Consider the following 14,964-nt stretch of genomic DNA (forward strand, 5'->3'; position numbering starts at 1 on the left):
TAAGGCGGAAGGTAGAGAGGACGGCGGTCGTCTCTTTCGCGAACATCGCGCCCGCCGGCACAGCGCTGATAGCTCAAACCCGACGTGCGACGGCCGCTGGGGTCAAGGGGGCCACGCCCCCTTGCCGCCGGAGGCCTCTTCCATGCGGAACCGTGGGACACAACGGATGTCCGCGTGGTGGAACCAGCGTCGAGGACTCCCTCACATCATACCGCTGGCTTTGGAATCCCCGCGTCTCAGGTGAAGGGGCATCCGGCACGGTGTCCGCGCCTGGACACGCACTCCTTCAGACATCTCCCGACGGCCAGGCCTCCGGCGGGCAAAGGGGATTCTCCCCTCTGCACTCCCTGACCAGGGTGCCCCTGGACCCGATTAGGGCCAAATGATCCTGCGTTGCGCCGCTCGACCTTCCGCCTTCAGCCTGAACCCCTTCCGCCTCCCTCACAGGCCCCTCTGCACCCCCCACCAGGGTGCCCCTGGACCCGGATGAGGGGCGACGCTGACGGGGTTCCGTTCGCGTGCTACCCTTTAACGGCGCCGCCAACATGACGCCGCCAACACGGGCCCCGGGCACTCCATGGCACTGTCCATCGACCAGTTCGTCGATCAGCTGACCACCTCCGGCCTCATCCCGGCCGACGAGATCACCCCCTTCCTCGCCGAACACAAACCGGCCGACGCCGAACAGCTCGCCCGCGCCCTCGTCCGCCAGAAACTCCTCACCGCCTTCCAGGCCCAACAGGTCTACTCCCGCAAAGCCAAGGCCCTCGTCCTCGGCAACTACCTCCTCCTGGACAAACTCGGCCAGGGGGGCATGGGCGCCGTCTACAAAGCGATGCACCGCCGGATGCACCGCGTCGTCGCCCTCAAGGTCCTCGCCCCCAACGTCACCAAGTCGGCCGAAGCCCGCAAACGCTTCCAGCGGGAAGTCGAAGCCGCCGCCCGACTCGACCACGCCAACATCGTCACCGCCTTCGACGCCGACGAAGCGAACGGCACCCACTTCCTCGTCATGTCTTACGTCGAGGGGACCGACCTCTCGGCCCGCGTGAAAACCAAAGGCCCCCTGGCCATCGACCAGGCGGTCCAGTGCACCCTCCAGGCGGCCCGCGGACTCGAGTTCGCCCACAAACAAGGGGTCATCCACCGCGACATCAAGCCCGCCAACCTGCTCCTCGATCAGAACGGGACCGTCAAAGTCCTCGACATGGGCCTGGCCCGCATCGAAGACGAAGCCCACCTCCAGACCGACCTCACGTCGACCGGCGCCGTCATGGGGACCGTCGACTACATGGCCCCCGAACAGGCCCTCAGCACCCGCAACGCCGACGCCCGCAGCGACATCTATTCGCTCGGCATGACCCTCTGGTACCTCCTCGTGGGCCGCGTCGTCTACGAAGGGGACTCCATGATGGCCCGCCTCCTCCAGCACCGCGAAGCCCCCATCCCCTCGCTCAAAGGGACCCGCGGCGAAGTCCCCTTCGCCCTCGACGCGATCTTTCAGCGGATGGCCGCCAAGTCCCCCGCCGAGCGCTACCAGTCGATGACCGAAGTCATCGCCGCCCTCGAAGCCTTCCAGCGCGGCGAAGGGACCCCCGCCCCCGCCCCCAGCCTGCTTCCCGCCAAGTCCCAGGACGCGCTCCTCAACGACTTCCTCCAGGCGGTCGGCGGAGGGGACGCCACGATGGTGCCGGCATCGGGCACGCAGCCGTCCCGCTCGGCCCAGGCCGCCACGGCGGACGTTGTGGACGCCGCCGCCGTCACCCGGACCGCCTCCCAGTCGGACGTTTCGACCGACCCCAAGACCCATGTCACGCTCGCCTCCGAGAAGCGGGCCAAAACGAACCGCAGCAAAGCCTCGTCGACGACCGTCCTGGCCCCTGCCGTTTCCTCGCAGGCCAGGTCGGGCACGTCCCCATCCCGCTCCGCTCCGTGGTGGCAGCAGCGCCCGGTCCAGATCGGCGGCGGTGTCGCCGGGGTCGTCCTTCTGCTCGGAATGATCTTCGCCCTCTCGTCCGGTCGCGCTCCGGAAACCACCGACGCGGCGACGTCCCAGGCCGCGGCCGTCGTCCCCGAAGGCCCGACCGGACCGGTCCCGGCCTCCTCGGGCCCGTCCGCCGCGGACGCGAACAGTGAAGCGTGGGTCGCGGCCGCACTCGCTGCACCGCCGGCCCGGCTCTCGGTCGTCCCGGTCTCGACGTCGGCCGTCTCCGGGCTGACGCTCGACGGCCAGAACACCGGCGTCGACTTCTCGACGTGGAAGTACGACCCGACCCGCCCGCTGACCGTCGACTTCGACATCGAGATCGGTCCGCAGCAGGTCGACCGCGACGCCCCTCTCATCGCTCTCCGCTCCCTCAATTCTCAAGGAGAGCTGTCGTACGTCAAACTCGGCCTGACGGCCTTCGGGATCGGGCCGGTGATCATCGTCGCCGAGAAGGTCCAGAACGAGATCGTCTCGACCCCCTTCCCCCTGACCGGGTTCCAGGGCCGGCGGCTCCGGATCTCCGCGGTCTGGAATGGAGGACGCCGCCGGTTGTTCATCGACGGAGCGGAGCAGCGGGTCAGCGGCGTCGACGGCCGCATGCCGGTCTCCGGCGCGCCGACGAACTCCTCCGTCATCGGCGGTTTCCGGGAAAGCGAAGGGGTCCTGCGGAAGTCATTCGTCGGAACGCTCTACGGCGCCCGTCTCTCCCAGACCGACCGCTCCGCCGACATCCTGCCGGCTGGAGACGAGTGGCCGCTCGACGAGCAGACCGAGATCCTCTTCCGCTGCCGCGAAGGCTCCGGCGTCCTCGTCCACGACATCGCCGGAAAGGCCGACGACGGCAAGATCGTCGGCGGAACCTGGGGCATCACGCACGCGCCGACGCCCCATCCCTCCGAATGCTGGCTCGCTTTCGACGGCCGCTCCTCGGTGGAATGGCCCGACCTCCCCGGTGATGCCGGCTCGCCGCGGACGATCGAGTGCTGGGTCTCGGTCCCGTCGAAGACCATCGAGTCATCGTCCACCCGTCCCCACGTCCTGTGGGGAAGCCGGGACTGGCAGCTCCGCCTCGTCCACGGCGCGTGGCAGCCGATGGCCGGCCCTTCGGCCGGCGCGGCGGGAGGAGCCGGGGCGGCCTGCGGCCCGGCGGTCGCGGACCGGCGGGCCCATGTCGCGGTCCAGTGGGACGGCTCGCGGCGGCGGCTGTTCCTCGACGGCGTCCCCGCGACCCAGAAAGACCTTCCCGAGGCCACGGCCACGGAGTTCCCCCGCGGAATCGGCGGACTGCTGTCGGCCCGCGGACTCGTCGGCGGCTTCGAAGGGGAGATCGACGAAGTCCGGATCTCCTCCGTCCCCCGCTACGACGAACCGTTCCATCCCGAGCCGCGGCTCGAGACCGACGACGACACGCTGGCTCTCTATCACTTCGACGAAGGGATCGGGACCATCGCCCGCGACTCCTCCGGCAACGGCCGGGACGCGACGCTTCGCGGGGCCGTTTGGCGCGGACCGGGTGTCGCCGCCGAACGGGCGCGGGAGGTCTTCGCGAAGGCGGGGGCCGGTCTCGACTTCCAGGGAGACGGATACGTAACGACGCCGGTCCGCTTCGACGGCCAGCCCCCCTGGACGTTCGAAGCGTGGGTCGAGCCGACGCGGATCCCCGTCTCCGCGGAGAACGTCCTCCTGGCGGACATCGATCACGGCGGTGCGCTGCTCCAGATCCACGGCGGAGGCCGGGCGTGGTTCTCCGTTCACGACCCGACCGACTATCGGCCGATGAGCGGGGCCGACGTCCTCTGGCCGCGGCGGCTCGTCCACCTGGCGGGGGTCTACGAAGGGACGATGCTGCGGCTGTACGTCAACGGCCAGCCGGTTAACGCCGGGATACCCTTCACGTCGCCGGCCCGCCCCGGTCCCTTCCCGTTCACGATCGGGGCGAACGAGGACGGCGGGCAGGACGGCGTCCACAAGTTCCGGCAGTTCTTCATCGGGCGGATGTTCGAGCTGCGGATCTCCCGCGCGGCGCGGTACACGACCCCCTTCGAGCCGCAGCCGCGGTTCCAGCCGGATGGCGAGACCGTCGCCCTCTACCACTTCGACGAGGGACAGGGGGAGGTCCTGCGGGACGCCTCTCCGAACGGACACAACGGGACGCTCGTTGGGCCGGTCTGGAGCCGCCGGGGCGCCATCCCGCCGCAGACTCCGACCGACGCCCTGTTCTCGCTGGACTCGGCCTGGTCGATGCCGGAGAACCTCGGGCCGGAGGTCAATTCCAACGGACACGAGGGCTGCCCCTGGCTCTCGACCGACGGACTGCGGCTCTACTTCCACTCCCAGCGCGACATGGCGCAGGACTTCGACCTCGTGATGGCGTCCCGCTCCACGACGGACGGGGCCTTCGGCACGCCGGTGAACCTGGGCGCGCAGGTCAACACCTCATCCACCGAAGAGGGGCCGACGCTCACGGCCGATGAGCTGACCCTCATCTTCTTCTCGCGGCGGCCCGGTTCGCGGGATCACGACCTGTGGCAGTCCGAGCGGACCTCCGTGACGAGGCGGTTCGGCGCACCGGTGAACCTGGGTCCGCCCGTCAATTCCGACGGCTCCGACGTCCACCCCGCTCTCAGTCCGGACGGCCTGACGCTCGTCTACTCGACGATGCGACCCGGCGGGCCGGGGGTCGTGGACCTGCACGTCGCGACCCGCCGGTCGAGGAAGGAGCCGTTCGGCTCACCGGAGATCATCTCCCGCTCCAGCTCCAACGCCCCGGAGCAGTGGAGCCGCTTCACGCCGGACGGGAAGGCGGTGATCTTCTCCTCCCCCCGCGACCTCAGCCGGGCGTACGACCTGTGGGTCACGCGCCAGCAGTCCGACGGGAAGTTCGGCTACCCGGTCCCGCTGCCGGCTCCGCTGAACCGGGCGGGGATGGACGGGTCGCTCATCATCTCCGAGGACGGCCGGAACCTGTTTGTGGAGTCCGCGCGGGCCGGCGGTGTCGGAGGGGGCTGGAACCACGACCTCTGGAGTTCCCGCCGGATCTCGCTGGGCGAAGCCCGGGAGGCGGAGTTCCGCGAGGCGATGCGGGTCGCCCGGCACCGGAAGATCGCCCGGCAGGTGCTGGAGACCGGGAGCCGCGTCGTCGTCCACATCGGAGCCGGGAACGGGAGCACGATCAGTTCGGGAGCGGAGCAGCGGGTGCTGACGAAGGTGCAGGAAATTCCGCGGGTGCCATTCACCATTGTGCGGGTCGATGCGATCGCCAATCCGCGGTTCCGGGATGTCGATCTGGAGCCGCTGCGGGCGATTCCCGAGCTGGAGGATCTGGCGCTGGCCCAGAGCGGCGTGACGGACGAGGGGCTGGCGATTGTCGCGGCCTTGCCGCGGTTGTCGTCGCTCAACATCTCCAACATGCCGGTGACGGACGCGTCTCTCGAGCGGCTGAGCGGGCTCAAGTGGCTGCGGACGCTGCAGCTCGACATGACGTCGGTGACGGCGGAGGGATTGGCGAAGCTGAGTGCTGTTCCTTCGCTGGACTATGTCTCGCTGTTTCGCGTGCCGCTCGATCGGAAGGGGCTGGAGGCGGTGGCCCGGCTGCCGCGGCTGCGGGGGTTGCAGATCCCGGGGACGCCGGTGACCGATGCGGATCTGGAGGTGTTGCGGAACCATCCGACGCTGAACATCCTGGGGATTGGCGAGACGAAGATCACGGGGGCGGGACTTTCGATCGTGAAGACGATTCCCAACCTGACGAACCTGTCGCTCTCCCGTCAGAAGATGGGTGAGGCGGAGCTGCGGCAGCTGGGTGAGCTGAAGGGGCTTCGGGACTTGAATCTGGACGGGGTGCCGGTGAGCGATGCGGTGTTGCGGGAGATTGGTGGTTTGACGGAGCTCAGGAGTCTGATTCTGGCGCGGACGGCGGTGACGGATGCGGGGCTGGAGGTGTTGAAGAAGATGCCGCAGTTGAAGCTGGTGATTTTGAATGGGGTGAAGGTGTCGGCGGAGACGGTGCGAGGTTTGAAGGCCGCGTTGCCGGGCTGCATGATTTACTCCGACCTCCCGCAGTAGCCGCCCGGAACCGGGGTCCAGGGGGCATTCCTGGCGGGGAGTGCAGAGGGGCCTGTGAGGGAGGCGGAAGGGGATCAGGCTGAAGGCGGAAGGTAGAGCGGCGCAACTCAGAATCATTTGGCCCTGATCGGGTCCAGGGGCACCCTGGTCAGGGGATGCAAGGGGGAGAATCCCCCTTGCCCGCCGGAGGCCTGGCCTGTCTCGCTCTCTCTGAAAGAGCGAGGGTCCAAGCGCGGACACCGTGCCGTATGCCCCCTCACCAACCCGCGGGGATTCCAAAACGAGCGTGGAGTCCTCAACGCCGATTTCACAAAGCGGACGCCCGTTGCTTACCACGGTTCCTCATAGAAGTGCCTCCGGCGGCAAGGGGGTTGCCCCCTTGACCCCGGCTGCCGTGGCACGTTGGGTTTGAGCTAGCAACGCTATGCCGGCCACGACGGGATTTGAGCAATCGCCGCAGTGGCCCCGTTGCACTACAACCTGCCGCATGGCCACCGACTCAACATCCATCCCCCCCTCGACACCGACCGAAGGGACACTCTCCCGCTTCTTCCAGCTCAGCGAGCGCAACACCTCCGTCCGCACCGAAGTCCTCGGCGGACTGACGACGTTCGCCACCATGGCCTACATCATCGTCGTCAACCCGGCCATCCTCCAGTTCGCCGGACTCCCCGTCGGCCCCAGCACCGTCGCCACCATCCTGACCGCGGCGTTCGGCTCCATCCTGATGGGGCTCTACGCCAACCGCCCCTTCGCCGTCGCGCCGTACATGGGCGAAAACGCCTTCCTCGCCTTCGGCCTCGCCGCCATGGGGATCGGCTGGGAACTGCGACTAGGGACGGTGTTCGTCGCCGGCCTCCTGTTCCTCGCGATTACACTGCTCAAGATCCGCGGCTGGCTCGCCGACTCGATCTCCACCAGCCTCAAACACAGCTTCGCCGTCGGCATCGGGCTCTTCCTCGCCTTCATCGGCCTCTACCAGACCGGCATCGTGACGAGCTTCCTCGAAGGGATGCCCGTCCCCGCCGGCCCGCTCATTCCAAGACCCGACGTCCCGGTGAAGCTCGGCAACCTCCGCGACACGCGGGTGCTGCTTTCGATCCTGGGCTTCGTCATCACCGTCGCACTTCTCGCCTGGCGGGTCCGCGGCGCGATCCTGCTCGGCATCGCGGCCACGGCGACGGTCGGAGCCTTCGCCGGACTTGCCGAGACCCCCGCGGCGATCGTCGCGCTCCCATTCACCGGCGACTACAGCCTGGCGCCGATCGCCTTCCATCTCGACATCGGCGGCGTCTTCAAGGTCGCCTTCCTCCCGGTCCTCCTGACGCTGTTCCTGATGAGCTTTCTCGACACGCTCGGAACGCTCGTCGGCGTCGGGGCGGCGGCCGGGATGCTCGACGAGAAAGGCCGGCTCCCCGAGATGGAGCGGCCGATGCTCGTCGACGCCGTCACCTGCGTCTTCAGCGCCCTCGTCGGCACCTCGACGAGCGGAGCCTACATCGAGTCAGCCGCCGGCGTCCGCGAAGGAGCTCGGACCGGACTCGCGGCGGTCGTCACGGGGCTGCTGTTCCTCGCATCGCTCTTCTTCATCCCGCTCCTCCAGCCGCTGCAGCAGCTCACCTACGCCTACGGGCCGGCGCTGATCGTGATCGGGATCATGATGATGGGAGCGGTCCGCGGCATCGACTTCGAAGACCTGACCGAAGCGGCCCCCGCGTTCGTCACCATGGCGATGATCGTCTTCACCTACAACATCGGGAACGGCCTGACGGCGGGGCTGATTCTCTATCCGGTCCTCAAGCTCCTGGCCGGCCGCTGGCGGGAGCTGCACCCGGGGGCCATCGTTCTGGGTTTGCTCTGCGGCCTGTACTATGTGTTCGGTCAGCCGCACTGAGGGATCTCGAGGCCGGGCAGAGCCCATCGGCTGGACCGCGTGGCCAGGTTCTGAGTCTTTCTCCGGAGACGTCTCATGCGCTCGACGTTGCTGTGGGCCGGTATCGTTGTGTCTCTCCCGATCTGCCTTGGGGGCTGCGAGGCCGGAGCCCAACTCGAGAACCCCGATCAGCCGAAGACCCTCGGCGCTCCGTGGGTCAACAAGATGGACACCGAGTTCGGAAGCTCGATGACGAGCTCGGACGCAGCCGGGAACCGGGTGTTCTCGGTGAAAAGCAGCACCTTCGGCGGGCTGATCGAACACATCGTCTCCGAATACAACACGCCGGTCGCGATCCGCCCGAAGGCGATGTCCGACTGGAACCTGACCACGGAAGTGAAGGGGAAGAACCAGGAGGAAGTCCTCCAGGACGTGGCGGCCAAGTGCAAGCTGACCCTCGACAAGAACGCCGCCGGCCAGCCGCGCCTCACCCGGCCGGGGGACGAAGCGGGCGAGGAGTTCCTCGTGAAGATCGAGGAGGGGGAGCGGGAGATGGAGACCGAAGAGTAGCCGTCGGTGACTTGGGGGCGGGTTGTTAAACACCAAGACACAAAGAAGGCACGAAGAGCACCAAGGTTGCCCCTCGCGAGAACACGTCTTTGTGTCCTTGGTGCCTCCTTGGTGTCTTGGTGTTTAATCTTCTATCCCTGAATCGCACGCGGAGGTTGCGGTAGAGTGGCGGCTGTCTCAGTTCACGACAGCCCCTGGCCCGCAGACCGATGCCCTACAGCCAGTCCCTCGCCGGCCGCACGCGCGATCTTCTGGCTGGCCGCCGCGACATCGAAGAGAAGCGGATGTTCGGCGGGATCGTGTTCCTGCTGAACGGGAACATGCTCGTCGGGATCTGGAAGGACTCGATCATCGCCCGCCTCGGCGCGGAAGAAGCCGAGGCAGCACTCCAGGAGCCGGACGTCGGCCCCTTCGACATCACAGGCAAGCCGATGAAGAACTGGGTCCTGGTCGGACCGGACGGTGTCGACACCGACGAGCAGCTCCGGTCGTGGATCGACCGGGCCGAGCGGTTCGTCTGGACGTTGCCGGCCAAGTAGCGACCGGATCGCGGCCTGGTACCGTCACAGACGCCTTCCGATCTGTGTTTATCTGTGTGCATCTGTGGCCTTTTTTTAGCCACAGATAAACACAGATGCACACAGATCAGAGGAGGACATCACGCCACGCGCTTCTGCGGGGCCGCATCTCCCTTCGGCCGGTAGAGATGCTCGCGGGTCGGCGGCATCGTCGAATGGCCGCGGGAGATGTGCTTCGTTCCGACCGTCTGGAAGATGCACGCCGAGCCGTCGCCCAGAGCGAGGCCGACGCCGGCGAGATACAGCAGCCAGATCCGGTACCGCTCTTCGCCGATGAACTGGATCGCCTCGTCCTTGCGGGCTTCGAGCCGCTGGGCCCAGTGCTTGCAGGTCATGGCGTAGTGGTCCCGCCAGCCTTCGACGTCGTGGACTTCGAAGCCCGCCGCTTCCATCTTCTCGACCATGTGGCCGAGGTGGTCGAGCTCGCCGCCGGGGAAGATGTACTTCGCCAGGATCCGCTTCTCGGGTGAGACCTTGCGGAAGTGCTTCGCGGTCCGCTTGGCCCGGCGGGTGATCCCATGGCACAGGAACATCCCGCGGTCCGGCAGGAGCTTGCCGACGGTGTCCATGTAGAGCTGCATGTTGTCGATGCCGACGTGCTCCACCATCCCGATGCTGGCGATCTTGTCGAACTGCCGGTCGAGGTGGGCGTAGTCGCGGATCTCCGCCGTGACGCGGCCGGTGAGCCCTTCCCGCTGGATCTTCTCCTGCGTGTACTTGAGCTGCTCGTCCGCCAGCGTGATCCCGTGGGCGATGACGCCGTAGTGCCTGGCCGCGTGGCAGATCAGCCCGCCCCAGCCGCAGCCGATGTCGAGGAACCGCTCGCCCGGCTGGAGCCGGAGCTTGCGGCAGATCATGTCGAGCTTGTCCTGCTGAGCCTGCTCGAGGGAGTTGTTCCAGTCGCGGAAGTAGGCGCAGCTGTAGACCATCTCGGGGTCGAGGAACAGCTTGTAGAAGTCGTTGCTGACGTCGTAGTGGAACTGGATGAAGTCGCGGTTGTCTTCCTGCTTGCGGCTGCGGCCGATCTCGTCTCCCTGGAAGCCGTGGCCGAGTTCGGTCGATTCGCCCTTGGCGAAGACGAACGGGAGGATCGACTTGAAGACGAGTCCCTTGCTGACCTTCTTGGTCCGGTCGCGGGAGTTCTTGGTGCGGAGTTTCGTCAGGAACGTGTGGACGTCCGCCCCTTCGAAGTCGATGTGGCGGCGGGCGTAGTGCCGGAGGAGGTTGTCGGCGGTCGGGCGGCGGAGGAGCGAGGCGATGACGCCGGGGCTCTTGAGGACGACGCACAGTTCGGGATCGGCCTGGGCTCCCATCGGGACGACGCTGCCGTCCCACAGCTTGACCGAAATGGCGGCGTTGAGCTTCTCGGCGAGGTGTTGGAGGAGGGTCTTGATGGCGTCGGTCTGACGCTGGCGGGCCGAGGGCATGGGGCGTCCTTGCGTGCCGGAGGTCGGTTCCAGGCGGTATCTATCGTCCGGATCAGCCTTTGAGGTCAAGACGAGTGTCGGCCGGGACGTTGCGAGGTAGTCTTGTCACCGGGTCCAGGGGCACCCTGGTCAGGGGGTGCAGGGGGCAGAATGCCTCTTGCCCGCCGGAGGCCTGGCCGTCGAGAGATGGCTGAAGGAGGGCGTGTCCAAGCGCGGACGACGTGCCGTATGCCCCCTCACCAATCCGCGGGGATTGCAAAGCCAACGGTGTGATGTGAAAGAGTTCTCAAAGTCGGTGCCACAAAGCGGACGTCCGTTGTGTCCCACGGTTCCTCACAGGAGTGCCTCCGGCGGCAAGGGGGCGTGGCCCCCTTGACCCCTGGCTGCCATGGCACGATGGGTCTGAGCAATGGGAACCGTGCCGGCAAGGACGCGGTTCGAGGATCAGGACGAGATCCGGAGCCGGCCGCGGATGTCTTTTTCGACAGCGTGCCGGTCAGCCCGATCGCCAATGCGAATCGAGCAGGCGGTCTCTTCGGTGGTGAGAGGCTCCAGGGCTTCGAGCTGGCAGTCGAGGATCCGGGTGTCGGCATCCGACGGGTCGTCCCCCGCCCGCTGCCGTTCGGCAATCCGGGCCCGGGCGGTCTCCGGAGAGACCTGGAAGTTGAGGAGGACGAAAGGCACGTTGGCGTCCGCCGCGACCTGTCGCATCCGCTCCCGGTCCTTGTGGCGAAGGTACGTGGCGTCGACGATCGTCGGGAAACCGGCCTGGAGGACATCGCGGGCGGCCGCGGGGAGGAGATCCTCGTAAAGCCGTCGGCTGATCTCGGGGCGATACGGGTCGCCGTCGAGCCGCGTCTTTCCGGGCTGCCCCCAGGTTCCGAAGAGCCGCTTCCGTTCGACGTCCGACCGGATCCGGACCGCACCCAGGTCCTCGCACAGGCTCTGCGTCACGAACGACTTCCCCGTCCCCGAGACGCCGTGGGTCACGATCAGCCCGGTCGGCCGCGGGGCGACGGTCGCCTGGGCAAGCGCGAGATACCGGCGGACGTCATCGTGGTGCGACGCCCGTTCCTCCGCGGACTGCTCCCCCTGCGAGAGCCGCAGCGCCGCGACCTTGGCCCGCACGAGGGCCCGGTAGACGAAGTACCACCGCCAGGTCCCGAGACCCGCGTAGTCCCCCGTCCGCTCCAGCCAGCGGTTGAGAACGCGGTAGGCGGCGTCGGGCCGCTTCCGTTCGGCGAGATCCATGACGAGGAACGCAATCTCGCTGAGGACGTCGACCCACCGCAGCGACGCGTTGAACTCCAGGCAGTCGAAGACCTCGATCCGCCCCTCGCGGAAGACCATGTTCCCCAGATGCAGGTCCCCGTGGCACTCGCGGATCCGTCCGTCGCGCTTCCGCTCCTCGAACAGCGGGCGGAGACGAGCGAACTCGGCGTCGCACCACGCCCGCAGCTCGGCGACACAGCCGGCTGCCTCGGGGACACGGTCGAGAGCCGCGAAGTTGGCGTTCACCGGATCGCGGACGGACGCGAGGTCGCCGAAGCGGTCCTCCGCCCTGGCCGCATCCGCCGCCGCGTGAAAGTCCGCCAGCGTGTCGGCGAGCCGGTCAAAGTCCCCCGGCTGAACTTCGCCCCGCTCCAGGGCGGCGGGCATCAGCCGGTCCTGCGAGAACTGTCGCATCTGGACCGCCCACTCGACCGGCTTCCCCGTCCCGTGCAGCGCGGCCCGCTCCGGCGGCCCGTAGACCGGCCGCACACCGAGGTACAGGTCGGCGGCGAGACGGCGATTGAGCCGGACTTCCTCGTCGCAGAACCGCTGCCGGCGCTCGAGCGTCGTGAAGTTCACAAAACCAAAGTCGACCGGCTTCTTGAGCTTGTAGGCGTACTCCCCGGTCAGCAGGACCCACGAGATATGGGTCTGCAGGAGCTCGATCGACTCGACCGGATGATCGTAGGCCTCGGGCCGTTTCAGGCTCTCGATCATCGCTTCCATGAGAGGACGGCTCGCGGGTTGGCGTGGCTTGGGGGACGGGCTCGGATCGGCCCGGGAGATCGTCGCAAACCCCGCGCCTCGAATCGATGCCGGCGGGACTCTGTCTCCCGGACTTAACCGGGGACGAGGACCGCCGCGCCGTCCAGCTTTCCTTCGCGGAGCGCGGCGAGGGCCTCGTTCGCCTGCGAGAGCGGGAAGGTCGTGGTCGTCGACCGGATCGCCGCCCGGCCCGCGAGGTCCAGGAACTCGCGGCCGTCCTGACGGGTCAGGTTCGCCACCGAACGGATGCCCCGCTCCCCCCACAGCCAACGGTACGGGAAGGTGGGGATGTCGCTCATGTGGATCCCGCCGCACACCACAATGCCCCCTTTCCGCACGACCTGGAGCGCCTGCGGCACGAGCGGGCCGACCGGGGCGAAGATCAGGGCCGCGTCGAGCGGTTCTGGAGGGAGAGCATCGGAGCTGCCGGCCCACTTGGCGCCGAGCGAGCGGGCGAACCGCTGCGAGGACTCGTCGCCGCTGCGGGTGAAGGCGTAGACCTCCCGGCCTTCGAAGACGGCGGCCTGCGTGACGAGGTGGGCCGCGCCGCCGAAGCCGTAGATCCCGACCCGCCGCGGGTCGCCCGCCATCCGCAGCGTGCGGTAGCCGATGAGTCCCGCGCACATCAGCGGCGCGGCGGCGGCGGGGTCGAGCGTTTCGGGGAGCGGGAAGCAGTACCGCGCGTCGGCGACCATTTTCTCGGCGTAGCCGCCATCGAGCTGGTAGCCGGTGAAGCGGGCGAAGTCGCAGAGGTTTTCGCGACCCGCGCGGCAGTCGTCGCATTCGCCGCAGGTCCAGCCGAGCCAGGGGACGCCGACCCGCTGGCCGACCGCGAGTTCGCGGACCTCGGTGCCGAGGGCTTCGACGACGCCGACGACTTCATGCCCGGGGATGATCGGGAGTTTGGGATCGGGGAGTTCGCCGTCGACGACATGCAGGTCGGTCCGGCAGACGCCGCAGGCCAGGACGCGGATGAGGACTTGCCGGGGTTCGGGGGTGGGGGCGGGCCGTTCGGTCAGCCGAAGGGGTTGGCCGGTTGCTTCGAGGACCATTGCGCGCATGATCGACGCCTCCGGTTCCTGATGGGCGAAGAATGGTCGAGCGTCCGCACGCCATTGTGCCGAAAGTCGTCCCCGCCGGCACAGCGTTCATTGCTCAAGCCCGACGTGCGACGGCTGCCGGGGTCAAGGGGGCAACCCCTTGCCGCCGGAGGCGCTTCCTTCGCGGAATCGTGGGACACGACGGATGTCCCCTTTGTGGGATCAGCTATGAGGACTCCCTCAATCCAGACCGCTGGGTTTGCGATCCCCGCGGGTTGGTGAGGGGGGCATACGGTACGGTGTCCGCGCTTGGACACGATCTCCTTCAGACATCTCTCGACGGTCAGCCTCCGGCGGGCAGGGGGTGGCCCCTGCACGCCACCAGGGCATCCGCCCTGGACCCGGTTCTTTGGGTGGCGCCTATGGATTCGCGGCCACATCCGCCTTCGCCGTCACACCCTGACTCTTCGCCAGAACATGCAGCAACGACTTGTTATCCAGAAACGGCTCGCCCCCATAATACGCCCAGATCACCTTCCCCTTCGCATCAATCACAAACGTCCCGTGATCCAGCGACTCCGGCTTCTCCGCCGTCTTCGGCGTGAACACCCCGTACTGTCCCGCCACACCATTGTCGGGATCGGACAACAACGGAAAATCAAACGGCCCATACTCCTTGTACTTCTCCGTCGTATGCTCCGGCGTGTCCGAACTGATGGCGACAATCTCCGCCCCCAGCTCGTGGAACAGCTTCAGGTCCTTGTTCAGCGCGAAGAGCTGCGCGACACAGTGGCTGCACCCGTAACCGTAGTAGAAGACCACCACGACCGGCCCCCGCCCCGTCCACTCGGAGAGCGACCGCGTCTGCCCCGTATGATCCTGCAGCGCAAACGTCGGCGCAGGCTGCTCCAGCAGCTTGTGGAACTGCGTCTCGGCCGGCGCGAAGTCCTTCTCCGCCAGAACCGAAGCCAAGTCATCCGTGATCTGCCGCGACTTCACCGCCGTCAGGTACGCCTCCGCGTCATTGGCAATGTGCCCCGTCGGCAGCAGCCCATAGGTCTGGCAAAGCTGCCGGCACCGCTCCAGCAGACTCAACCGCTCATCCGGCCCGGTCGCCTTCACCTGCGGGATGGCGACGTGATAGACGACCAGCCCGAGGTAAAGAACTCCCACGGTCCCCAGGAACCCAAGGAACAGCTTCTGCCCGAAGGACCGGGGGGGCGGGACGGGATTGTCCGCAGGATTGCGGGACGGCGCTGATGAGGACATGTCGACTCCGTTTCGAAGACTTTTATATTAGTCCGCCGCGGCCTGAGTGTCAGACCCGGCGACAGACGTCCGCTTTCCGAGACCGGCGGTGAGGACTCGGGGCTCGCTTTGCAATCAC

At 67.5% G+C, this 14,964-nt stretch carries 8 protein-coding genes; 4 read left to right on the top strand and 4 right to left on the bottom strand.

The window, feature by feature from the left end:
- Positions 1–577 precede the first annotated feature (577 nt).
- The 4 genes from VT03_RS20520 (at position 578) to VT03_RS20535 (ending at position 9,034) form a co-directional block, all read left to right on the top strand.
- Positions 578–6,052 carry a protein kinase domain-containing protein gene (locus VT03_RS20520; protein WP_075094712.1) on the top strand — a complete coding sequence of 1,825 codons (5,475 nt, stop codon included), beginning with the start codon at positions 578–580 and terminating at the stop codon, positions 6,050–6,052.
- Positions 6,053–6,539: 487 nt separating this feature from the next.
- On the top strand, positions 6,540–7,946 hold the full coding sequence (locus tag VT03_RS20525; RefSeq protein WP_075094713.1) for an NCS2 family permease: 1,407 nt from the start codon (positions 6,540–6,542) through the stop codon (positions 7,944–7,946).
- Positions 7,947–8,021: 75 nt separating this feature from the next.
- Positions 8,022–8,495, top strand: coding sequence for a hypothetical protein (locus VT03_RS20530; protein WP_075094714.1), 474 nt, complete (start codon positions 8,022–8,024; stop codon positions 8,493–8,495).
- Positions 8,496–8,704: 209 nt separating this feature from the next.
- Entirely contained in the window at positions 8,705–9,034 is a 330-nt protein-coding gene (locus tag VT03_RS20535; RefSeq protein ID WP_075094715.1) for a TfoX/Sxy family protein, read from the top strand.
- Between the two features lie 119 nt (positions 9,035–9,153).
- Here the strand turns inward: VT03_RS20535 and VT03_RS20540 are convergent, their stop codons facing one another.
- From VT03_RS20540 to VT03_RS20555, 4 genes are all read right to left on the bottom strand, one after another.
- Positions 9,154–10,500, bottom strand: a complete 1,347-nt coding sequence (locus tag VT03_RS20540; protein WP_075094716.1) for a class I SAM-dependent methyltransferase — start codon at positions 10,498–10,500, stop codon at positions 9,154–9,156.
- Positions 10,501–10,944: 444 nt separating this feature from the next.
- Positions 10,945–12,498 carry an AAA family ATPase gene (locus VT03_RS20545; protein ID WP_075094717.1) on the bottom strand — a complete coding sequence of 518 codons (1,554 nt, stop codon included), beginning with the start codon at positions 12,496–12,498 and terminating at the stop codon, positions 10,945–10,947.
- A gap of 113 nt (positions 12,499–12,611) precedes the next feature.
- On the bottom strand, positions 12,612–13,598 hold the full coding sequence (locus tag VT03_RS20550) for a zinc-dependent alcohol dehydrogenase family protein (protein WP_075094718.1): 987 nt from the start codon (positions 13,596–13,598) through the stop codon (positions 12,612–12,614).
- Positions 13,599–13,997: 399 nt separating this feature from the next.
- Positions 13,998–14,846: a peroxiredoxin family protein gene (locus VT03_RS20555; protein WP_075094719.1), complete on the bottom strand. Its 849-nt coding sequence runs from the start codon at positions 14,844–14,846 to the stop codon at positions 13,998–14,000.
- Positions 14,847–14,964: the final 118 nt, after the last annotated feature.

This window comes from Planctomyces sp. SH-PL14, from assembly GCF_001610835.1.
Classification (GTDB): Bacteria; Planctomycetota; Planctomycetia; order Planctomycetales; family Planctomycetaceae; genus Planctomyces_A.